Annotated in this window: 21 protein-coding genes; 12 read left to right on the forward strand and 9 right to left on the reverse strand. The window is 41.5% G+C overall.

What is annotated here, in order from left to right; translation table 11 throughout:
* Positions 1-48: 48 nt before the first annotated feature.
* Together F8S12_RS30235 and F8S12_RS30240 are read right to left on the reverse strand one after the other, a co-directional pair.
* Positions 49-381, reverse strand: coding sequence for a hypothetical protein (locus F8S12_RS30235; RefSeq protein ID WP_196519971.1), 333 nt, complete (start codon positions 379-381; stop codon positions 49-51).
* 653 nt (positions 382-1,034) lie between these two features.
* Positions 1,035-1,208 (reverse strand): hypothetical protein, encoded by a 174-nt coding sequence (locus F8S12_RS30240; RefSeq protein ID WP_196519954.1) that lies wholly within the window; start codon positions 1,206-1,208, stop codon positions 1,035-1,037.
* Between the two features lie 500 nt (positions 1,209-1,708).
* On the opposite strand from F8S12_RS30240, the gene F8S12_RS30245 reads away from it, so the two are divergent.
* A complete protein-coding gene (locus tag F8S12_RS30245) occupies positions 1,709-2,410 on the forward strand; it encodes a hypothetical protein (RefSeq protein WP_196519955.1) in 702 nt (233 codons plus the stop codon).
* Between the two features lie 81 nt (positions 2,411-2,491).
* On the forward strand, positions 2,492-4,327 hold the full coding sequence (locus F8S12_RS30250) for a peptidoglycan D,D-transpeptidase FtsI family protein (protein WP_196519956.1): 1,836 nt from the start codon (positions 2,492-2,494) through the stop codon (positions 4,325-4,327).
* Here the strand turns inward: F8S12_RS30250 and F8S12_RS41160 are convergent.
* Positions 4,219-4,593 (reverse strand): hypothetical protein, encoded by a 375-nt coding sequence (locus tag F8S12_RS41160; protein ID WP_331001463.1) that lies wholly within the window; start codon positions 4,591-4,593, stop codon positions 4,219-4,221. The two genes, F8S12_RS30250 and F8S12_RS41160, sit on opposite strands and share 109 nt — an antisense overlap.
* 309 nt (positions 4,594-4,902) lie before the next feature.
* On the opposite strand from F8S12_RS41160, the gene F8S12_RS30260 reads away from it, so the two are divergent.
* Positions 4,903-6,018, forward strand: coding sequence for an iron-containing redox enzyme family protein (locus tag F8S12_RS30260; protein WP_196519957.1), 1,116 nt, complete (start codon positions 4,903-4,905; stop codon positions 6,016-6,018).
* Between the two features lie 211 nt (positions 6,019-6,229).
* Positions 6,230-6,925, forward strand: a complete 696-nt coding sequence (locus F8S12_RS30265; RefSeq protein WP_196519958.1) for a methyltransferase — start codon at positions 6,230-6,232, stop codon at positions 6,923-6,925.
* A 119-nt stretch (positions 6,926-7,044) separates the two neighbouring features.
* Here the strand turns inward: F8S12_RS30265 and F8S12_RS30270 are convergent, their stop codons facing one another.
* Complete coding sequence (locus tag F8S12_RS30270; protein ID WP_196519959.1) at positions 7,045-9,717, reverse strand: carboxypeptidase-like regulatory domain-containing protein; 2,673 nt, start codon at positions 9,715-9,717, stop codon at positions 7,045-7,047.
* Between the two features lie 241 nt (positions 9,718-9,958).
* On the opposite strand from F8S12_RS30270, the gene ligA reads away from it, so the two are divergent.
* The 6 genes from ligA to F8S12_RS30300 all read left to right on the forward strand — a co-directional run bounded on the left by ligA (position 9,959) and on the right by F8S12_RS30300 (position 17,963).
* Positions 9,959-11,995, forward strand: a complete 2,037-nt coding sequence (gene ligA, locus F8S12_RS30275) for an NAD-dependent DNA ligase LigA (protein ID WP_196519960.1) — start codon at positions 9,959-9,961, stop codon at positions 11,993-11,995.
* 680 nt (positions 11,996-12,675) lie between these two features.
* The gene (locus F8S12_RS30280; RefSeq protein ID WP_196519961.1) at positions 12,676-13,044 is read left to right on the forward strand and encodes a hypothetical protein; all 369 of its coding nucleotides are present in this window, start codon (positions 12,676-12,678) and stop codon (positions 13,042-13,044) included.
* 27 nt (positions 13,045-13,071) lie between these two features.
* On the forward strand, positions 13,072-13,200 hold the full coding sequence (locus tag F8S12_RS30285) for a DUF4058 family protein (RefSeq protein ID WP_269144861.1): 129 nt from the start codon (positions 13,072-13,074) through the stop codon (positions 13,198-13,200).
* A gap of 170 nt (positions 13,201-13,370) precedes the next feature.
* Positions 13,371-14,339 (forward strand): TauD/TfdA dioxygenase family protein, encoded by a 969-nt coding sequence (locus tag F8S12_RS30290; RefSeq protein WP_196519962.1) that lies wholly within the window; start codon positions 13,371-13,373, stop codon positions 14,337-14,339.
* Between the two features lie 197 nt (positions 14,340-14,536).
* The gene (gene modA / locus F8S12_RS30295; RefSeq protein WP_196519963.1) at positions 14,537-15,331 is read left to right on the forward strand and encodes a molybdate ABC transporter substrate-binding protein; all 795 of its coding nucleotides are present in this window, start codon (positions 14,537-14,539) and stop codon (positions 15,329-15,331) included.
* A 478-nt stretch (positions 15,332-15,809) separates the two neighbouring features.
* Positions 15,810-17,963 carry a lipoxygenase family protein gene (locus F8S12_RS30300; RefSeq protein WP_196519964.1) on the forward strand — a complete coding sequence of 718 codons (2,154 nt, stop codon included), beginning with the start codon at positions 15,810-15,812 and terminating at the stop codon, positions 17,961-17,963.
* A 326-nt stretch (positions 17,964-18,289) separates the two neighbouring features.
* On the opposite strand, the gene F8S12_RS30305 is transcribed toward F8S12_RS30300, so the two are convergent.
* The 4 genes from F8S12_RS30305 to F8S12_RS30320 form a co-directional block, all read right to left on the reverse strand.
* Positions 18,290-18,847, reverse strand: coding sequence for a peroxiredoxin (locus F8S12_RS30305; RefSeq protein WP_196519965.1), 558 nt, complete (start codon positions 18,845-18,847; stop codon positions 18,290-18,292).
* A gap of 57 nt (positions 18,848-18,904) precedes the next feature.
* A complete protein-coding gene (sipA, locus tag F8S12_RS30310) occupies positions 18,905-19,147 on the reverse strand; it encodes a regulatory protein SipA (protein WP_196519966.1) in 243 nt (80 codons plus the stop codon).
* A 149-nt stretch (positions 19,148-19,296) separates the two neighbouring features.
* Entirely contained in the window at positions 19,297-19,818 is a 522-nt protein-coding gene (locus F8S12_RS30315; protein WP_230968374.1) for a Coq4 family protein, read from the reverse strand.
* Positions 19,819-19,890: 72 nt separating this feature from the next.
* Positions 19,891-20,382 (reverse strand): Spy/CpxP family protein refolding chaperone, encoded by a 492-nt coding sequence (locus F8S12_RS30320; RefSeq protein ID WP_196519967.1) that lies wholly within the window; start codon positions 20,380-20,382, stop codon positions 19,891-19,893.
* A 173-nt stretch (positions 20,383-20,555) separates the two neighbouring features.
* Here F8S12_RS30320 and F8S12_RS30325 point away from each other — a divergent pair, with 173 nt between their 5' ends.
* Together F8S12_RS30325 and F8S12_RS30330 are read left to right on the forward strand one after the other, a co-directional pair.
* On the forward strand, positions 20,556-21,818 hold the full coding sequence (locus F8S12_RS30325; protein ID WP_196519968.1) for a sensor histidine kinase: 1,263 nt from the start codon (positions 20,556-20,558) through the stop codon (positions 21,816-21,818).
* Positions 21,818-22,480, forward strand: a complete 663-nt coding sequence (locus F8S12_RS30330) for a response regulator (RefSeq protein ID WP_196519969.1) — start codon at positions 21,818-21,820, stop codon at positions 22,478-22,480. Before F8S12_RS30325 ends, F8S12_RS30330 begins: the two co-directional genes overlap by 1 nt.
* 105 nt (positions 22,481-22,585) lie before the next feature.
* Here the strand turns inward: F8S12_RS30330 and F8S12_RS30335 are convergent.
* On the reverse strand, positions 22,586-23,504 hold a 919-nt coding region (locus F8S12_RS30335), incomplete at its 5' end, for a dihydroorotase (protein ID WP_196519970.1).

Raw genomic sequence — 23,504 nt, forward strand, 5'->3', positions numbered from 1 at the left:
GAATGGGGAGTGGGGAGTGGGGAAAAGTTTTGACTTTTAAGTAGTTTATCAAAGATTTAAAAATGGGAAAAACTGAAGTAAGGTTTTACGTATACGAAGCAAGAAAATCTGTTCTCGAATTTTCGGGTCTAGTTTTGGTGGCGGGGCCTCTTGTAGCTGCGCTTGCAATTGGGCGTATTCGGCAGCTGTCAGGAATTTGCCATCAATGGGCGATCGCGCTTCTATAATAATCTGTGTCCGTAATATTTCTTCTGGTGTATCCTCTAGTGGTGGCAATGCTATTACTGCTGATCCCCAATAGCTAATTAACACAACCAATGTTGCACTAATCACAATCAAGCCTAGTAATTTTATTGCCTTTCTAGCTTCAACTCTCCCCATCTCCTGAACTGCGTTCACAACGCAGAATAAAAACCTGTTTTTCTCATGCCCAATGCCCAATTCCCAAAGTTACAAATTTTCCCAATAAAAATCTGGCAATATCAAATAACATTACTAGGTCTCTCCTGATCTGGAATAGACTACAGGGAATGTTCAAGAGCAATTGCCAGCGATCGCGATGAATTGTTTTGCCCTCTCAAAACTCATTAGTCTCAGCTATTCCAAATACCAAAGGAGGGAAATACCTGGTCCAAAAGATGGCTTAGATTTACAGAACTCAACTCGCTTAGACTTGGAACAAAGTTCGGTCAGGCGATAATTTCAGATAGACACTTGGTTGCGAACGGAATCTTCATCACCAGCATCCTCTACTTGCTACCCTACTTAGCTGATATTTGAGCAAGCTCTAAGCTCTCATACACCAAGACTAAGATATGCAGGTTTTTACGTGAACGTAATCAATTCAAGCTATGTAGCGAGGAGCATTCTCACTAAGCTCTTCTGGGCGTGATTCAAACTAAAATTTAAGGCGTTGCTGATTGCAGTATGAATTTTGTTTCGCGCAAAGGCGCAAAGACGCGAAGAATTTAAATTTTAGATTTTTAAAACATTAATTTTCATACCTAATTCAGCAACGCCAAATTTAAGATGCCTTATTTAGGGGTAGCAGGGGGAGTAGCTGCGGGAGTAGTCCCAGCAGGAGGTGCATCAGTTGGTTCACCTGTAGCAGCTGGAGTACTAGTGGTACCACCACCACCACCTTCACAGGCTCCGAGAATTGCAGCCAGACTTAACATTAGAGCCAAACCGAAGATTTTTGTTTTCATAACTCCTCTTTCACCAATTGTGGCTAGAACAATTTTCCGCCTGTTGAATACGATACCGTATTTATTGCTTTTTTAAAATGTTGTAAGATTACATACTAAAAAAAAACAATCCTTTGGACTATTCTTTTTCGGATTAGATATCATACAGCCATCTGATTAGTTTCTCTTAACTAGGAGCAAAACGGAAATTACCGAATTTTCTGGCAAACCGAGCTACCATAGCAAAAAATTTTATTTTTCACAGAGTATTGCACCTTGCTGCCAGCGTTGCCATACTTTAGGTGCGATACCCAAACGGTAAGCTGTCCAGTTTCTAATCGCTGATTGCAAACATTGCAATATCTAGGGGATGCAAACATCGGTACAGCTACCTATCAGAACAGTTAAAAGGGTGTAGTCTGTTATGTGTACTTGTTGCACAGAACGCGATTTTAACCTAAGTAAAACAGACAATCAGGACAATCAATCTAAAATACAGTATTTTCCATCTAAAAAAATTTATGGTAGTTGCTCGTAAATCAGCTGTTTCTACAAGGGGTACTTGGTTCCGGCGAGATTCTCTCCTTTCTTTAGGGAGACGAAGCTCTGCGCGTCTGGATTCAGCAGCGCGGAGCGCTTCTACACCCCCGAACCAAGGCACACCAATATCATCCTCTCAAAAACAACAGCGTTCCTCGAAAAATTTTGCGGTTTCTTCGACAAATAAAGTAGGAAGTCCCAAATCGGTGAAAGAGTTGGGCAGACAACAAGTGCCAAATCTCAATGAGCAGTCGAGTGGGAGCCAGAAGAATCCGAGGGTAGGTTTTCTTCGCCTTCCCATCATGCCTAATTCTGGAGCGACACCTTTATGGTTGCTGCGCTTGTACACTTTTCATCGTTATTCGTCAGTTTTGGCGTTCTTGTTAGTAGCAGCGACACTTGCAGCTTATGGCTGGACGGTATATTCCCAAGAGCTTTGGAGTCAGTCATACCGCAGACTACAAAACCTCCAACGTCATGAGCGGCTACTAACGACAACTAACGCGACGCTGAAAAATAAAATGGCTGAGGAAGCAGAACAACCAACGGCAGGGCTGGTATCGCCAATTCCTCAAGGAATGATTTTTTTGCCTCCAGCGTCTCATAGTCCCAAGCCAGCATCGTCTAACACAATGCCAAATTCTGAAACGCAACAGCAAACATCCTCGCCGTTGGGATATTAAGGTCAAGGGTCAATAGTCATTGGTCATTAGTTTTCAGATAAAGGACAAAGGACAAATGACAAAGAACAAAGGACGAACCGAATGCAGAAGTCACCAAGCAGAACAAAATTCAGAAAGTTTCGGAATCCAGCATTTGCAAGGCGACAGAAGGGTTCTAAACGAGGGTTTTTGGGGATACTGGCCTCTAATATCAAAGACCAAACATCGAACAATAAGTCTCGACTATTCATGGTATGGGGCGCATTAATGGCAGCAGGGTTAGGGTTGGGTGTCAATTTGTATAATCTGCAAATTGTCAAGGGGACAAAGTTAACCCAGAAGGCGCGAAACCAGCAAATGGTAAATTTGCGCCCTTTTATGCCCCGTCGCCCGGTGGTAGATCGCAATAGTAATTTATTGGCGATTGACCGTCCTGTGTATATTTTGTACGCTCATCCCAAGCTGTTTGATAAGTCTAATGAGGAGATGGCAGAGCGTCTTGCGCCAATATTGGCGAAAGATGCTGCTGAATTAGTAAAAACTTTTCAAAGCAAAAAAAGCGGGATTATACTTACCGCAGCCTTGCCGGAAGAAATGATCGATCGCGTCGCCTCTTTGCGCTTAAATGGCTTGGAGTGGATTCAAAAATACTCCCGATTTTACCCGCCAGACGATTTAGTTGCTGACGTGGTAGGCTACGTGAATGTTGACCGTCGTGGTCAAGCAGGTGTGGAATACTCTCAAGAAAAGTTGCTAGAACGTCCTGTGCAAACGGTGCGGCTCAGTCGGTCGGGTAATGGAGACTTGATGCCGGATCATGCACCCGAAGGTTTTTTGCATTTTGATGATTTACGACTGCAACTTACAATCGATAGCCGCCTACAACGCATTGCTCGCGTTGCGCTCAAACAACAGATGGAGAAGTTTGACGCCAAACGTGGGGCGGTAATTGTCATGGATGCGTTGGATGGTTCTCTACTCGCTCTAGTTTCTCAGCCTACTTATAACCCTAATAAGTACTCTAAGGCTAGTATTTCGCTGTTCAAAAACTGGACGGTAGCTGATCTTTATGAACCAGGATCAACTTTCAAGCCTTTGAATGTGGCGATCGCTCTGGAAAATGGCGTCATCAAAGCAGATGATATATTTAATGACTCCGGTTCTATTCGAGTAGCTAATTACACCATCAAAAATGCGATGAATAATGGGAATGGGCGAATCAACATTGCTCAGATTTTGCAATATTCTAGCAACATTGGCATGGTGCAAATTATCCAACGCTTAAAGCCTTCAATCTATTACAACTGGCTAGAACGCCTGGGGCTAGGACAAAAAGTTGATACAGATTTACCTTTTGAAGTTGGTGGGCGGCTCAAAAGTCAAGAAGAATTTATCGCTTCGCCAATTGAACCAGCTACTACTTCCTTTGGCCAAGGCTTTTCTATGACACCTTTACAACTGGTGCAAATGCACGGTGCTTTAGCCAATGGCGGTAAGTTGGTTACACCCCATGTCGTTCGGGGGCTGATTGATAGCAAAGGGCAAATGCATGATTCACCCACTCGCACCATCCCACGCCAAATTTTCTCAGCCGCAACAGCCCAAAAGGTTGTGGAAATGATGGAAACTGTTGTTAATGAAGGCAGTGGGAAGGCGGCACAAATTCCGGGATATCGCATTGCGGGCAAAACTGGTACTGCTCAAAAAGCAAGTCCGAATGGTGGCTACATTAAGGGGGCTAGAATGACCAGCTTTGTGGCTATTTTGCCAGTTGAATCTCCTCGCTATGTAGTGTTCGCACTGGTGGATGAGCCAAAAGGAGAAAGTGCTTATGGTTCTACTGTCGCCGCGCCAATTGTGAAGTCGGTAATCGAAGCGCTGATTCCTCTTGAGGAGATTCCGCCAAGTAAGGCGATCGAGCAGTCGGAAGTGCCGTAGGGGGCAGGAGGAGTGGAGTTCAAAGACTCATCTGCGAGTATTAAAGACTCATCTGCGAGTATTAAAGACTCGTCAGCGAGTATTAAAGACTCGTCAGCGAGTATTAAAGACTCGTCAGCGAGTATTAAAGACTCGTCAGCGAGTATTAAAGACTCGTCAGCGAGTATTAAAGACTCGTCAGCGAGTATTAAAGACTCGTCAGCGAGTATTAAAGACTCATTCACGAGTATCAAAGACTCATTCACGAATATCAAAGACTCATTCACGAATAAGTAGGTACACAAAAATATACATCGTCATTGCGAAGGTCGTGAAGCAATCGCAAGACTTTGAGATTGCTTCATTCCGCTACGCTCCATTCGCAATGACAATGTATATTTAATTTTGCATAACTACTTATCAAAGACTCATCTCTATTCCCAATGCCCAATGCCCAATGCCCAATGCCCAATGTTCCTCCAGACTTAATCTTTTCTTTATAACCAGGGAAAGAGGTACAGAAAGCTAGTCATGTGGAAACCTAGTATATAGAGGTGAAACTAATTTCTCACTTTTGCAAAGCTACCGAATATTCTATGCAAAGTAATTTAGTTATGTTTCCTAGTGCTGAGGCTGGGAAAATCAGTATACAAACAAAAGAAAGAACTTTTACCAAGTACGAGCGGGCTGAAGAGCAATTTATAAAACTTCTGGTAACGGAGGATTTGGACAATAAGCTTGATGTAGAACCTGCAAGAGCTAGTGAGTTTGAACAGACGCTTTCATGGGCAATTAGCGCGGCTTATCAAAGCGATCGCTCTGATCAACAAGCTCACCGTTTTCTCCAACGGATACTTTATCGCATTAATCGCCTAAAGCTGTTTTGGTACGACGATTTGCGGCACTATACCAATGAGCGATCGCCTTATTTATACTCATGTCGGAACCAAATTGAGGCTGCTTGGCAAAAGTGGGAACTTGCACAAATAGATGTAGCAGCACTACAAAAATTAGATGTGAAACAAGCGCTAATTGAGCGTGCATCTGCTGATTTAGATCCGCCATTGTCGCAGGATAGCCGCTACATCCGTGAGGAAATGACGGAAGTTGGTTATAGCCATTTACTAGCGATCGCTTCCTTTGATGGCTTAGTGGAAGGTAGTCGTCTTTCCCGGATTTTGGGTGGTACTGCTAATGAAGTGCAGTGTACGCTGGTGCGAGTACTACTAGAAGAATATGGCAACGGTCGTTTATCCCGCAAGCATTCGACATTTTTTGCCCAAATGCTGACTGAATTTGGGATGAACACTCAACCAGAAGGATACTTCGATTTAGTGCCTTGGGAAGTGCTGGCTTGTGGTAATCATAACTTTCTCACGACCGAGCGCAAGCGCTATTTCCTACATTACAATGGGGCGCTGACATATTTTGAGGTGGCTGGCCCTGCGGCTTACAGAAACTATTTAGCAGCAGCGCAACGGCTGAGACTCTCAGAGGCGGCCATGGGTTATTGGGAACTGCACATTAGGGAAGATGAACGCCACGGCCGTTGGATGTTAGATGATGTGGCTTTGCCTTTGGCAGAAAAGTATCCCGATCAGGCGTGGGAATTGGTGCTTGGCTATGACCAAGAGAAACTAATGGGCGATCGCGCCACAACGGCTGTAATGCGATCAATCCGCGAAGCAGAACAAGCCGCTTTACTCACGTAAGAAATACCAAAAATTAGCAATCAAAAATAGCAGATTACTGTTTAGCATTTTAATTTGGCATTTCTAAGCCATTTTATTGCTAATTCTTCTGCAACCGATTTCTTTAGCAATAAATTCTTTGCTAAAGGAACAGTTTTGTGTTGCCTTAATCCAAGGCAATAAATGATTTTCTTTTCAATTTAATAATACATTGCCATTGAGCCACAGTCAAATGAAAGACATATTTTTTTGCCCTGAAGAATCTAATTTCTACTCCAACTGCCTAGAAAACTTTGTGATCAGAGATTGTAAAAGTTCCGAATCTATTGTTGAGTTTGGCTCAGGGGATGGCAGTCCCGTGATTAATTCACTACTCAGAAACAAGTTTGATAGTGTGATCCAGGGATTTGAATTAAACACTTCTGCCTGGAAAGTTGCAAATTCAAACATTGATGAATACAACCTCAATAATAAATATGTAATTCATAATTCATGTTTGTTCAATTATTCTCAACCCGATGCAGAGTATCTTATAGCAAATCCGCCGTATCTCCCTGCACCAGATAACGATATTTGTATGCCACTCTTATTTGGAGGTGTAGATGGAGCTACAGTTACAAATGATCTTTTGTCGTTAGGTTATGAAAATGTGTTGGTTTTAGTATCAAGCTATTCTAATCCAACAAGTACGCTTAATTTAGCAAAAGAAAATGGTTATTGTGTTGAGAAATTCATGGTTTTACCTTTGCAATTCGGCTACTATAGCTCTGAACCCAAGGTAAAAAAACACATAGAAAATCTTCAAAAACACAAAATGGCATTTTATTCCGGTGATTATTATTTTTTAGCTGGTGTTTTATTTAAAAAAGGCCAGGATTCTGTAGTTAACTTGTCTAAGGAATTAGCTCAGATCATGACTAGTTTGTGAAACATAGCAGCATTCATGAGTTAGCGGCTCTAATTCTTGGAGTTGAGCGATAAATCGCTCACTACGAACCATTATGCAACGCCGCTTAATTTATTACTAATCCCTAAATCTCAACTCTTTTATTTACCGGGATTGTAATTTTTAATTTCCCCGGAGAGAGTTGACGGCTGTTGCAAATTCAGCTCTAAGAATGCTTCAGAAGACTCTTCTAATTTCAAGTTACCAGCAGATTGTCCGTTGATTTGCAGATTGTACTGACCTTGTGACAAACCTTCTAAATAATATACTCCAGCACCGTTGGTAACAGAAAAACGCCGAGTTTCCTGATCTGGTTGTATGGCTTCTACCCGTGCACCTGTAATTACTTTACCTTGAGCATCTGTAACTACTCCCGATCGCGTGTAAGAACGAATTAGCGGGATCATAACAAGAGTGTAACTACCAGCAATCACATCAACGGCTAAAGCATCAACCTTAGCTTGCCAATCAGGAGGTAAACCTGCTGGGTCAAGGTCGAGGCGATAAATGCCAGGAGACATCCGTACTAAAGTGCGATCGCCTTGGATTTGTGGTGAAAATGACTTAAGCGGTTTATTGTTCAAAGTCAACAACAAATTAGCATTATCTGTATAAACTTCTTCGCCTGTATCCTTTTTGCCGTTGTTGTTTCGGTCAAAAAATGGCTTAATCAACAGTCCGCCTTGTGTACGGAAGTAATTAGAACGGCGATCGCCTGGAGTAATACCTCCTTGTAAATTCAGGCTAGAAGCTAAATCTATACTAAAGGTTGCTTCATCAGAACTCGGTGACACACTTCGATAACGCGCCCGTAATAGTAAACCTGGTAAAACTGTTGTTGATAATGTGGCTACTGGGCCGCTACCCTGAGAACCAATGCCATAACCAAGTTGTGCTTCCCATTGATAGCTACCATCAACCGCTCGTTGTGGTGAACGATAGCGCCAACTCACACTTAGCAGGTTGTCGCTACGATTTTGATTTTGTGTTTCATAATTTAACAGCAGGGCGCTGCCACTATTAGAAAAGCGGTTTTGAGACAAGTTGTAAGTCAGTTCCGATAAAGTACTGATTTCGTTACCGCGTTGTGTTAATTCTAGTTTGCCGAGGCGTTGCAACAAATTCCATCGCAGGCGGTTTTTAGTATCTAAGCTGACACGGGCAAAGGTAAAGGCATCTTTGCCACTCAAGTTAAATTGTATTCCGCCAGATGTAGCATCACGGCTGTCAGTAGTGGTAAATAAGATTAATTGAGGAAAAACTCGCCAATCTAGATTAAAACGGCTAGATAAGCGATCGCTGGTAAATGCAGCACTCAAGTTGGGAGATGGATTGTAGCGAATATCTGTGTTTACATCCCAATCATTATCTGTCAGTGCTGAAACTGCTACCTGCAAAGGCAAGTTTGCCGGTTGCCAAAATAATTCTGCTAAGGCTTTAGCGGATTCGTCGTACACTCCACCTAAGCCGACTGTCAGATTTTCCGATAAACCCCAACGTTGGGCAATTCCCCCTCGAAAGTCGGAAAAGTTTCCCAACAGGCTTTGATTTCCAAAAGAACCCCGTCGTAATCCACCAGAAAAAATTAATGCCGAAGCACCTGCTGGCAATTGTCCTGCTACTCTAGAAAAAGTGGCATTTTGAATTTCTGGTTGGGCTGTAAGTCGCCCTTGGGAATACAGCAAGATCCGGTAATTGTTGCCTAAAAATTGATTTTCAGTTTTAATATTTTCAAAGCGGTAAATCCCAGAAGAATCAACTAAAATTTCGGCAATCACGCGATCGGCAAAACCTTGTACTAACCTTACTAATGTACCTGGTTCAGCCTTGCCGGAAATTGTGCGGCCAATAGCAGCTGCTTGTAAACGTTGGCGAGGATCAGAAGAACTACCACCGAAGGGTTGAGGCGGCACAAATCCCTGTCGTTGAATGGATGTAAAACCCCAATAGTCTCCTGTTCCTTGAGTTTGCCAAAAAGTTGGCTGGGAACCTATAAAATAATCAGCTGAATTAGTTTGTCGAAGAAACTGCGCTTCGGCAATATTCCAAGTTTGCTGATTTTGCAAATTTGGTTGATCGGTACGGATGAACCACGAACCACCAAAAGCACTGCCAACAGCAATTAAATCACCTCTATAACTTGTTGATCTGGTAGAACTACCGCTAGCATTTACCTTTTGCTCAACTGCTGCCACACTAAAATTTTGAGGTGCAATGTGTGGTAATCCTTCTAATTGAATTGGAGCTTCTGTTTCTATTAGTTTGCCACTAGATTGATTGAGCTTAGGAACATCCAAAACAATGGCGTATTCGCTGATGTCAAATTTTGCCGTTACTCCAAATAAAGTTTGTAAATCTTGAATGGAAAAGACTAAACCTAGTTCTGGATCGGTGCGAAGTTTTTTTGGATCAATGCGAGTTACTACACCAGGCGATCGCATTTCTAGTTGACCATCAGGCAAAGTGGTAACATTTAATTTCAACCCTTGAATCACAGCATTATAAGGTAACAGCCAATTTGCGAAATCAATTGCTTGAGAACCATCTTCTTTACCACGCACCAAAATGCTAGGATTAACATTCTGGTTGCCTACATTCAATCCCACAGGAAAAGTTTTTAGTTCTGAATCATTAGCTAATTGGGCAGTTGTCGGCGTTTGTGGATTTGAAATTGCAGGAGTATCTGCCTTGGCTGGAATCACAATAATTTGGCATAGAATTGCGATCGCGGCTAGTAAGCATCTGCCTGTACTAGATAAGAACCGAAATTGCACAAATTTTTAACTTCTGAGTAAAATGTCTCATAAAAAGTAGAGACATTGCATTGCAACCCCTCTACAAACTTATAATTCCCATATAAAAACCGAAATTATTGATACAAGTAAATAAACAAAATATTTACAGTCTGCTATGGACGTGTAGCCTTTTTCCAGAGAAAATACTATCTGAATGGACTATATTAATTCTAACGATAGATACGACTATTCATATTAAAGATATTTTGCAATAAGTCTAATGATACAAATTAAACCAGAAGGAAAGCGCATAGAAGAACTGCGCCAGTTATTGCAACAAGCAAGCTATGCTTATTACGTCCTAGATACTCCAATCATGGAAGATACAATCTATGACCAGCTATATCGAGAATTGCAACAACTGGAAACTCAGTATCCAGAATTGACGACACCTGATAGCCCCACTCAGCGCGTAGGTGAGCTTAGGCATACACAATTTACCTCAGTGCGACATAACATTCCCCTGTACAGTCTAGAGAATGCGTTTAATATTGATGAGTTGCAAGCGTGGGATCAGCGTTGGCGGCGACAAGTACCGAAAATAGACTCAGTAGAATATGTCACTGAACTAAAAATAGATGGTTCTGCCTTGGCTCTTACCTACCAAAATGGCATTTTAGTCAGGGGTGCAACTAGGAGTGATGGAGCAATGGGTGAAGATATTACCCCAAATGTGCGAACAATTCGCTCAATTCCTTTGCGTTTGAATTTTGAAGGGTTAGAAATTCTGGAAAAGGTGGAAGTGCGGGGTGAAGCTTTTTTGCCGTTGGAAGTGTTTAAACAAATTAACGAAGAAAGGCAGAAAGCAGGTGAGCAATTATTTGCCAATCCCCGTAATGCCGCATCTGGTACACTCAGGCAATTAGATTCGCGCATTGTAGCTAAACGGCGGTTAGATTTCTTTGCCTACACCCTGCACATTCCTGGTAGAGATGACACCAGTATTGCTAATACCCAATGGGAAGCGTTGAAGTTGTTGGAAAAAATGGGTTTTCGAGTCAACCCCAACCATAAATTATGTAACTCTGTAACAGAAGTAGCAGAATATTATGAGTACTGGGATACAGAACGCCTGAATTTACCCTACATGACAGATGGGGTAGTAGTGAAGCTGAATTCTTTTAAACTTCAAGAACAGCTAGGGTTTACGCAGAAATTCCCCCGTTGGGCGAGCGCTTTGAAGTACTCACCCGAAGAAGCACCTACCCGTGTAGAAAATATTGCTGTGAATGTCGGCAGAACGGGGGCATTAACGCCGTTAGCAGAGATGCGCCCTGTACAATTGGCAGGGACAACAGTTTCCCGCGCTACTTTACATAATAGCGATCGCATTACTCAATTAGATATCCGCATTGGCGATACTGTCATTATCCGCAAAGCTGGCGAAATCATCCCAGAAGTACTGAGGGTATTAAAAGAACTTCGTCCGGCTGACACTGAACCCTTTATCATGCCCACCCATTGCCCAGTCTGCAATCAAGCAGTGGTGCGAGAATCAGGTGAGGCAGTGACTCGCTGCGTCAATGCTTCTTGTGCAGCTATTCTTAAAGGTTCCATTGAACATTGGGTAAGTCGTGATGCTTTAGATATTAAAGGCATGGGGGAAAAGTTAGTGTATCAAGTCGTTGATAAAGGTTTGGTGCATTCCGTTGCCGATTTATATGAGTTGACAGCAGAGAAATTATCTGCATTAGAAAGGATGGGGAAAAAGTCGGCAGATAAATTAATAGATGCGATCGCACAATCAAAAAACCAACCTTGGTCAAGGGTATTGTATGGTTTAGGTATCCGTCACGTTGGCAGTGTAAATGCCCAATTGTTGACTCAGAAATATTTCACCGTAGAGCAGTTAGCTACAGCAAAGCAATCAGATATTGAAGGAATTTATGGTATTGGTGCTGAAATTGCCCAATCTGTGTACCAGTGGTTTCGGATTGATGCCAACCAAACTTTGATAGAACGCTTGCAAGCAGAAGGATTGCAATTAACTGCCACAGAGGAAACAAAAACAGTTGATGAAGGTAATCAAAAGTTCGCAGGTAAAACTTTTGTAATTACGGGTACATTGCCAACCTTAAAGCGAGATGAAGCCAAGGCTTTGATTCAAAAAGCTGGCGGTAAAGTGACTGATTCAGTGAGTAAAAAAACAGATTATTTAGTGTTAGGTGAAGATGCAGGTTCCAAATTAGAAAAAGCGCTCTCCTTAGGAATTACACAGTTAAGCGAGGCGCAATTCTTGGAGATGGTTGAAAATTGAATCAATACCAATTATCCCTAATATTCGACTTAATGACTTAATTATTACTCCTTCTTTACTTGGCGGTTCGTTTAATAATTAAGAGCATCTTCATAGCGAATTAATATTACAGCGTTTTTCAATAGATTGTATGATAGAAGCATGGAAAACTATTAGCTCCAAAGGTGTTATACACCCAATTTGACGTATAATTAAATGCCCAGCGATGCCGTTAACATCCTGGGCGTGGTCAACCTAGCATTAGTAGGTCAACATGAAAATTCTACAGCAAATAGCAGTAGGGGTCACTCTCGCGTCCTTCTGCGTCTCAACCAGTATTAAGCCAACGAGCGCCAATCCCGCAATTCTGGCTCCGGTTGCTCTGTGTGCTGGAACTGCTGGCGCAGGTTGTGTGTTAATTAATTGGAGTTGCAGTTGTAAGTGGAATTAGTTATTACATCTGGCAATCTTCTAATGGTAAACGTGTATTTTCTAGCAGTGATGGTTCTGTACTTAAAATCGAAGAGCCGGAAGACTTTGAACACGAGGTAATAGTAAATACTTATGGATCGTCTCTAACCCCAGCACAAGCGGATATTGGTGTAGAAGAGATGTAAGTCTACATGGACTTGAATTTGCTTACGTTCGCAAAAAAACGAATGGGACTTTTGAATGTGTAGGTAAATAAGGAGAAACATAAAATGAGTAAACAACAACTCTTGCAAAACCCCAGCACGCATTTTGTAGAAATGCCATGTTTTGATACTGACTCTGAAGCTAATTTGCGTAGCGGAGTTATTTTAATTAGTCCACTAACTGCCAAAGAATCAGTAGATAAGTTTTTGAAAACTGAAAGACACATTGCTCATTACGAACTTGCAACTACTTACACTGTAGGGTGCGAAGGGCAAGAAAAACATATTTGGGATTTTAGTCATCACGAAGTCTATGAACCAGTAGACACAAAACTTCCTTCAGTAGTTATTCTTCGGTATCGTCGTAGACATTTTGAGCAGATAATCAAAGATTGCATGAAAGAGAATGTAGCAACGGAGCTTCAAACGGCATAATGAAACGCACTGTTAGCCCAAAGTCTGCTGTGGCAAATTTACAACCAAGCACGGTACGACTTGGTAATTGATTATCGACAAGAACCCATTCCGGCTTTACATAAAACAGATCGGGTTTGGGCAGATAAGCTTTTGCTTTTCAAAGGTTTGCGATAGCTTGTGATTCCAGCAGTTTAAAATATGGCGACTTTATACTACGGTAATTTGATAGATTTATAGTATGATGATTTTCAACTGCGATCGCTTCCTTTGGTATCTAGGCATTAGACCAAAGGAAACAGACGAGTGCGAACACCGTTATAAGGATCAAACTCTGGAGAATTCACATGAGCAACAAACACATTGAAGTCAAACAGGTAGCCGGTTTCATCGGTGCTGAAATTAGTGGCGTAGACCTGTCGCGTCCTCTGCACGATGATGCAGTCAAAGAAATTCGTCAAACACTATTGAAGTGGAAAGTCGTGTTCTTTCGTGGTCAAAACATTGATCATGCTGCACAGATTGCGTTTACGGCTCGTTTCGGCGAAGTCACCTACGCACATCCCCACGAGGATGAGCCAATTGAAGGCTTCTCAGAAATTCTACCGATTGATCGTAGCCGTTACGAGCGGCGCAACGGTCTGCGGCGTTCCAGCTACGAGAGCCGATGGCATACTGATGTGACAGCAGTTGTCAACCCACCTGCGGCATCTATTTTGCGGGCTGTTAACGTCCCCAGCTTTGGTGGTGACACACAGTGGACTAACTTGGTTGCAGCCTATGAGGGTCTATCAGCACCTCTGCGGGCGCTAGCAGACGGATTGAAAGCCGAACATCGTTTCAATGCGCGCTTGAGTCTACCCAGCAACAGCAAGATCGCCCAGCGTATTGCAGCCAATCCCTTGGTTTCAATCCACCCAGTGGTACGGGTTCATCCTGAGACAGGTGAACGAGCTTTGTACGTAAATCCTGGCTTCACTTCGCACATTCTTGACGTATCACGACAAGAAAGCGACCTGCTGCTTGAGTTGTTTTTCAACCAGATCACCAAGCCTGCCTACACCACCCGCTTCCGTTGGAACAACGGTGACATTGCCTTCTGGGACAATCGCGCCACCTCGCATTTAGCTCCTCAGGATCTCGATCACCTGGAAGTTGAGCGCGTCCTTTATCGCACGACGATCACGGGGGATGTTCCAGTTGGACCCGATGGTTTCCGATCGCAAGTAGTTGAAGGTGAGGTGTTCAGCAGTGAATTACCAACCATCTTGAAGAACAAAGCTGAGAAAGTGGAAGCACAACCAGTGCTTTCATAATCTACAGTATGGTAAACCGGTCTGGGAAATATGTCCGCAGTCCGGTTTACGCATTTATTTAATGCTTTCTTGTGGAGAGGTTTGGAATGTGACCCACCCTTATTCTTTTCTAAGCATAGCTTTATTGATGTAGTTGGTAAAATCTTGGTATTATTGTTAAGATTCTACCTAGCATCAATTTTAGTAAAAAAAGTTCTATGAAAAGAAGACAAATTTTTGGCTTTTTGGGTATAATACTTGCTGGCTTGCTTCTAGCAATTGGTTTACCGTTGGTTACTCCTTCTTCGGTAATCGCACAGTCAAACACCAGTATACTCGTGTCCGCAGCCGCCAGCTTAAAAGAAGCGCTGGAAGAAATTAAGCCTCTGTACCAACAAAGTAAATCAAATATCAATATTAATTATAATTTTGGGGCTTCTGGTGCTTTACAGCAACAGATTGAGCAAGGTGCGCCAGCAGATATCTTTATTTCTGCTGCTAAAAGACAAATGGATGCCTTGGAACAAAAAGGACTGTTGCTACCAGGTAGCCGTACTAACCTGGCAAATAACCGTCTAGTCTTGATTGTGGCTCAAGATGTTGTTGGCATCAGCAGCTTCTACAATTTAACAGATAATAAGATTAAGAAAATTGCGATCGGTGAACCCAGGAGTGTACCTGCTGGTCAATATGGGGAGCAAGTCTTAAAGAAATTGAAAATTTATGATCAAGTCAAGTCCAAATTGGTCTTTGCTAACAATGTGCGTCAAGTCTTAGCAGCCGTAGAAAGTGGTAACGCCGAAGCGGGTTTAGTTTATGCAACTGATGCCAAAATCTCCAACAAGGTAAAAGTTGTAGTTGCTGCTGATGATAAGTTTCACTCACCGATTGTCTATCCAGTGGCAGTAATTAAAAGCAGTAAAAATACTGCTGCTGCCAAGGAATTTGTGCAATTTTTATCTGGCAGTCAAGCCAAGACTGTACTAAAAAAATATGGGTTTATTGTGCGTTAAAGGAATAAAAAATTCAAACCCCCGTCTTGTAGCACTTTTTAATGATTTGCTGTTTCTTTAAGGAGATTTTTTAATGAATCAGTTAATTGTATCGACACTTGAAACACCTCAAATTTTGAACCTAAATTGAATTTACTACAACTTGGGGAAGAGCAGCCAATGGCTGCTCTTCCCTCACCTTGAAAACGATTATTATTCTATTTATTGCTGATTTTATTTTTTGGAAGTCCCTTAAGAGCGTACTACACAAATGAAACTACGCTAAAAAAGTTGTTGGCGATCGCAATTATAAGTTAGGTGAAGCCTTCAAGCCTAGAAGGACTGGCATTGAACACAAGAAAAGTCTAGGAACGTTGCAGTGTTATCGAAATGCTGCTAATAGCAGTATAATTGCTATGTAAAAAGCAAAAATTGCCTAAATCCCATTTTCAAGACTAAAATAGCCGCAAATTTCGGTAAATTAACAAACAGGAAAATCATGTCACAGATTAACACTGAAGATTCTTCATCTACCTTAAATAAGAAAAGTATAATCTTAGATATAGTAGATTTGCTTAAATTGTTATACTCACTTGTGAAATTACGTGAAGCCGTATTGAAAGGTTTTACGTATAAATACAACTACGATTATCTAAATCCTTTAGCCATAACAGATGTACCTCAATTTCCAATTGCAGGTATTACTATACCTCTTCTTCCTAAAGAAGAACTTCCCAACGTCAAATGGGTAATTGCAGTAGTAATCCGATTAGTTGTTACTCAGTTAAACAAATTTTTAATTACCCAACCAGATTTCTTGAAATCAATAATTGCCGTTTCCTTAGATGCAATTGGTAACGAAATAAACAAGCCAGAAGTTCAAGAAGAATTAAGTGCTATTCTTTTGAAACTGAAATCAAGTTTAGAAGAAATTAACCAATCTCAGAAAGTTGATGAGCAACTTGCGGTTGCTAGATTTGCTAAACAAACAGAAAGCATTACTCACCTTTCAATTGATGAGGAATTTCAAGAAATTGACAGACAGATAGCTCGTTTATTAGTTGAAAATGCAGAAAAGTTTACCCTAAATTTAGAAGAATTAAGTGAAGAGCCGAAAATCCAAAATCTTAAGGAAATAATTAAATCCACGGCTAAATTAGCAGAACTAGCTAAGTATCAAACCTCCAGTTTAAAGCCTGCTTTTTCTAGCCTTGAAAATTACAACCAACAATTTCAAGTTATAGCCAAGCCGGATATTTCTTATCACTTTCAAGAAGATAAATATTTTGCTTATATGCAGGTGGCTGGCCCCAACCCAGTTATGCTACAGCAGCTAGCACAACTAGATTTGCGTTTACTACTAACTGAAGACAAATACTCTGATGTTGCTAACTTCTATGGAGTTTCAGATACTCTAAACAACGCACTAGCTGAGGGTCGAATTTATTTAGCAGACTATACTCTGTTAGATACCTTGGTAAATGGCACTTTCCCTCAAAAACAAAAGTATATTTCTGCTCCTTTAGCGCTATTTGCAGTACCACCAAGTGGCTATGGAATTCGCTCTTTATTCCCAGTAGCAATTAGTTACCAAGAGACTTCAATTAGTAATAATTGGATTTTATTTACACCCTTAGTTACTGTTACTGACGCAGATACGTGGATGACTGCCAAGAATATTGTACAAATGGCAGATAGCAACTATCACGAGTTAGTCAGTCACTTAGGCCGTACTCACTTAGTGGTTGAGCCTTTTGTTGTGGCAACTAATCAATTGCCTGACAACCACAATCTAAAAAACCTGCTGAAACCTCATCTTGAGGGTACTGTACTGATTAATTATGGCGCTCATACATCCTTAATTGCCCCAGGGGGTGGTGTAGATGAGCTGCTAGCTAGTAGTATTGGCAGTGACCAAACTCTAGCTGCTAATGGAGCGCAAAGCTACCTGTTTAACTTTAATGATATTGCCTTTCCTGATACTTTAACAAGTCGCGGTGTTGACGATGCTAGCAAACTACCTACTTACCCCTATAGAGATGACGGGTTACTGATTTGGGAGGCTATTGAAAGTTGGGTTAAGGAATATTTTAGTCTCTATTACACCACTGATAAATCAGTTCTTGAAGATCAAGATTTACAGACTTGGGCATCTACATTGATTTCCAATGAAGGAGGCCGCTTACAAAATTTTGGTGACGATGGACAAGGGCATATTAAAACGCTAGATTATTTAGTGAAAGCTGTCTCGACGATTATTTTTACGGCTAGCGCTCAACACGCTGCTGTTAATTTTCCCCAAAAGGAACTGATGATGTATACACCAGCATTTCCTTTAGCCCGTTATTTACCTGCACCTGTAGATCCCCAGCAGCCAGAGAATTTCATAAATGGGCTACCGCCGCTAGACCAAGCACTAAATCAGATAAATTTACTTTATTTACTTGGCTCTATCTACTACACAAATTTAGGCAATTATTCCGCATCTGCTTTTACAGATCCAAATGTAACATCGCCTTTGGAGAAATTTCAGACAAACCTAAAAGACATTGAGCAACAAATTAACCAGAGAAATAGTAATAGTAAGGGTGATAGGATAATACCTTACGAGTTTTTGCTTCCTACCAATATTCCTCAAAGCATCAATATTTAATAGATACAGAGTAGTTGTATCTGCGGGATGGATAGTCGGGAAGCTTACGAAAACTCGTAAGGGAATCGAATAGATAATACTGATGCCTGTAACTTTTTCTGGAAGCGACAGGCATCAAATTCATTTTCATGTTGAGATTACCAATGGTCTATAGCAATCCGATTTGATTTTTGAACTTATCTGGGTAGGCAGGCAAGAGGCAAGAGGCAAGAGGCAAGAGGCAACGGGAAAGAATGCTCTTTGAGCTGTACGGAGTTTTTTCAGAAATCAAATCATAGTCCTATATTTGTCCCATTGTTTTTTCAAATTGGTATTAGGCTAATCGTCTAAGAAATTGCGGATTGTAACTTTTCCAATCGTGCTAGGATTTCTGAACTATGAACAGTTGGGTTGACTTTGACAAAAGTTTCGCGCAAGATGCCTTGAGGATCGATGATAAAACTGTGGCGCATAGATAAGAAGCCGAGCCATGAACCGTAAGTTTTGCTCACTGAACCATCAGTATCAGCTAACAGTGGAAATTTTAGTCCCTCTGAATCACAAAATTTGGCGTGAGAATCAATATCATCAGCACTTACACCAATAATCTGGGCATTTTTTTCAAGATATTGGGGTAAATCTTGCTGAAAACGACGAGCCTCTATAGTACAACCAGAGGTGAAGTCTTTGGGATAAAAGTAGAGGACTACCCATTTACCACGCAAGTCAGAGAGGGAAATTTTACCATCGCCTGTGTTAGTTGGCAAAGTAAACTCTGGTGCGGGTTGATTAATTGCAGGAAGTTTACCACCAAGGGCATCAGCAGCAGGGGTAAAATTCAGCCAGCTGATGATAGAAATACAGCTGGCAAATAATATGCTTAAAAAAGTGCGGCGGGAAATCATGGTGCAGACCAAAATTACAACTTTACACAAGCTTACAATTCTTGGTTGCTGCAAATCTTACTCTAAGTGAGATTCGGGAGGGGTATCTGTACTTTCAATGTATTGGCTATCTAAGAGAAAGGCTCCCTTAGCAAAGTGAATACCCCAATATCCACCGGGACGACGGTCAATAACTATACCCTCTTCGCCAATATGAATCACATCGGGGGGGCGTAGCGTGGGCATAGATTCAGCAGTTTTGATGTAGGGCGGTAGTACCACAACCCGGACTTTACTACCAATTGCGAATTCTTTGGACATTTTGAAATAGCTAGGAGTTTTAATTAACTCATAACTCATAACTCATAACGAGCTTGAAAGTCTATCCATTGGGCGTAGAAATAGGGAAAGGGAAAGGGGATAGAATTTTTTCCCCTTTCCCATCTTCTGCAAGAAGTCTATATAATTTTTTAATTCTTGGCTATGAAAAACAATGTCTGCACATTAGTCAACGGTACATGCCAAAGTAATTCTGGTTGCCAAGTATCTGGGTCAAAGTGGGAGTGACAACCGCGTTGGTATGCTTGCCAAAGTCTATCCCAGCTAAATTGTTGTCGAGAATTGAGGTTTTTATGGATGACTCGCAACAATCCTAGTCCCAGCATCAAGTTAGTTATGCTAAATTTTGTTCCTAATAAAAATGCCTGTACTTCTGCTTCACCAATGGGGTCAGTGCCATAACTTGTGAGGACGTGAACCCCGTCATGGAGTTGTTTACGACGGCTACCTGTGGTGAATGGTTTTAAGTTGTGTTCATTGAGAAAATTTGCCCAAGTTCTGCCAAAAGTGCCAGTAGGGAGGAAACGCAATTTTTCTATATCCACAATTGGGGCAACATTTTGTCCCTGTGCTTCAGATATGCGATCGAGTAAATCTAAAACCTGTTGCAGCCGAGGAGTGGGATTTGAGGAACCAGCAAAGGGTTGCATCATAGTTTATGTTGGGATGAGATGGGCAACACTGCCCACCTCAGACTGATTAAGTATTTTTTAAAAGATTGAAAATTATTGGGAATTGCGTTGTTGACGGCGCTGTTTTATGCTCTCCCGGAATTGCTCTAGTTTTTGTTGCTGTTCGGGGGTTAACACTGCTTGGATTTGTTGTTTCTCTGATTCCCGGATTTGTCGCATTTGGGTTTTTTGTGCTTCAGTCAGATTTAAATCAGCAAACTTATCCTTTCTTGGACGTTGCCCTGGTTGCTGTTGACCGGCTTGGCGCTGATCTCGACGCGCTTGCTTGGCGGCCTCTAACTTTGCCTTTTGTTCTGGAGTAAAAACTGCTTGCATTTGGGCGCGGCTACTCTGGCGAATTGCCTGAATTTGGCTTTTTTGGGCATCTGTTAGATTCAATTCTTGCCAAGGGCCCCATTGTTTTTGTGGAGTTTGTGCAAGTAGCACGGGTGAAGGAGAGGCTGTTTGTGCTTCAACAGCAAAGGAGGTTGCAGTTAAACTTAGGGCGATCGCTCCAGCAATTAGCGATAATGTCTTGAGTTTCATTAATTATCTCGTGGTTTTTCTCTGTTTTGATATCACCATCATAAGAATTTATCTTCAGTAGTCACATGAGGAGAAAGTCATGGTTTTACCCATGACTTTAGTCATGATTCAATTTTTGCAAAGGTGACTGACAATAAATAGTTAACCCATTCATAACTGGAGGGAAGCGACTGATGAGTCGTCCAATTCAAATTAAGAAACATCCTTTTCCGTCTTTGCTTTATCTGGAGTGGACGCTACTAGCGATTACTGCATTGATAGCAGTTATACCACCTCCGTTACGGCGATTTCGTCCTAAACCTCCAGAACTATCAATTTGTAATACATTTCCAGACTGGTCAGTTTGTAGCATATTGCCAGATATGTCAATTTATAGTCTGATTATTTTTGCGTTAATGGGCTTAATATTACCCAATAATAATCGTACTACTAAGGTAATCTATACAGCTAGTGAAATTTTATTGATTTTAATAATTGGACTTTTTGGTGAGAGATTTGCTCGCCTTTTCCCCTTTCTTTACATAATTTTAGTGACTCGCAGTTGCCTAATTTTTAATTTACCTGGGCGTTTGTTTATTACAAGTCTGTCATTTACTTTATTTCTACTTACTACACAACTAAAATATCAGTTATTCAATTTTCAATCATCACCACAGGCGCAAGAACGCTTTCGCTTTTTTAGCTTGAATTGGTCATTAGTATTCGGCTTAAGTTTAGTTTTTGTATTGTTGATGATGAATGCAGTATTATCCGAACGGCACAGTCGAGAAAAGCTAGCGATCGCTAACGAGAAACTGCGTGAATATGCCATGCGAATTGAAAATCAAGCTACCTTACAAGAACGTAACCGGATTGCTCGTGAAATTCATGATTCATTAGGACACTCTCTGACTGCTTTAAATCTGCAATTAGAAACCGCTTTAAAACTGTGGCAATCTAACCCAGGTAAGGCTGAAATTTTTCTCGCAACAGCAAAGGAATTAGGTTCAAAAGCGCTAAAAGATGTTCGTCAATCTGTTTCTACTATGCGTTCTAATCCCTTGCAAGAACAGTCTTTAGAACGGGCGATCGCTATTCTTTCAGAAGATTTTCACCGCTCAAATGGCATTTTACCAATTTATAAAATTAACCTGGAATATGCTCTACCACCTGAAATCAATAGCGCTATTTATCGGATTACTCAAGAATCCTTGACAAACATATCTAAATATGCGTATGCAACAGAGGTTAAACTGGAACTCGCTACGACAAAAGGAAATTTACAATTGATAATTCAGGATAATGGTAGAGGTTTTGATTTAAAGCAAAATACTACTGGTTTTGGACTTCATAGTATGCGCGATCGCACCTTAGCACTTGGAGGTGATTTTAATATTAACAGCGCTCCTGGTTCTGGTTGCAAAATTACAGTTAATATTCCCTTAACGAGGTTGTGATGATTAAAGTTTTATTAGTAGATGACCAAAGTTTAATTCGTCAAGGATTAAGAGCATTATTGGAACTAGAACCAGATTTAGAAATAGTGGGAGAAGCAGAAAACGGTGAACAGGCGATTAATTTGGTTGCACAATTTCAGCCAGATGTAGTATTGCTGGATATCCGAATGCCAATTATGGATGGAGTTGCAGCCACGCGGGAAATTCAAAAACGTTTTACCAAAACTAAAATTTTAGTACTGACGACTTTTGATGATGATGAATATGTGTCAGCAGCGTTGCAAAATGGAGCAATGGGTTATTTATTGAAGGATACGCCCTCAGAAGAATTAGCTGTTGCTATTCGTGCCGTTCATAAAGGATACACTCAACTAGGCCCAGGAATAGTTAAAAAACTATTGACTCAGTTTTCTAATGGTGCACCAATCCAATCACCGCCAATACCATCTAATTTAGCTGAACTTACTCCTAGAGAAAAAGAGGTTTTGCAGTTAATTGCTACAGGCGCTAGTAACCGAGAAATTGCTCACCAACTCTACATTTCTGAGGGGACGGTAAAAAATCATGTTACGAATATTTTAAATCGGTTGAATTTGCGCGATCGCACTCAAGCTGCGATTTGGGCAAATACGTATCTTTCTTATTTAAATGAGCAAAATTAAATAATTTAAAATTCCAAATTGCAACTATTACCTATGTTGCACTGAAAAATGAGAACGAAACTAAACCTGCGGAATGTCAGTGGTATCACTTATCAAAGGTGGACACTAACACCAAGTTTGTACAACACGACCTTTAAGTTGTTGTCCTAACCAAGGTGTATTACTAGAAAGTGTATGAAGGTTTTTCCGTTCGACTTTCCAGGTTTCTTGGGGATTAAATAAAGTTAGTTCTGCCGATTGATGAGGAGCGATCGCACTCAATTTTTGCCCCAAACACTCTGCTGGCTTGGTACTCAACGCCCGCCATAATTCTAAAGCTGTAAATTCTCCAGTTTCAACGAGATACTGCCACAGTAAGGGTAATGCTAACTCTAAACCAATTGCTCCGGGAGGTGCTTCGGCAAAAGCCTGGACTTTTTCTTCGTAGCTGTAGGGTGCATGATCAATAGCGATCGCATCCACCACACCCGCACGCACTCCTGCACGCAACGCTACCACATCACTAGAATTTCCTAAAGGCGGGTCTAAACGGAGGCTGGTACTATAACTCTTAACTGCTTTAGTGTCAAGTAAAAGGTGCATCCAAGTGGTGCTGGCGGTGATGGGTAAACCAGCAGCTTTTGCTGAGGCGATTAATTCCACGCTGCGAGATGTAGAGACACGCATGATATGGACTGGTGTACCTATAGCTGCAACCAATTCTAACAAAGAGGCGATCGCAGTGGTTTCAGCGCTGGCGGGTATTGGCGGTAAACCTAAACGAAGTGCTTCTGAACTTTCTCTCATGACACCATTTGCAGCTAATTGGCGATCGCTTGGCCAAAATGCGACTGGTTTACCCAACGGCTGAAGATACTCTAACACTCGCCGCACCAGCGCCAAATTATCCATTGGTTTACCATCGCTAAAACCAACAACTCCAGCAGACGCTAAATCTGCCAATTCCGTCATTTGTTTCCCAGCAACATCTAGGGTGATAGCACCCCAAATGTAAAGCAGGGGGGCAGGGGAGCAGGGGAGCAGG

The sequence above is a fragment of the Nostoc sp. WHI genome (assembly GCF_015714725.1).
GTDB lineage: Bacteria > Cyanobacteriota > Cyanobacteriia > Cyanobacteriales > Nostocaceae > Nostoc.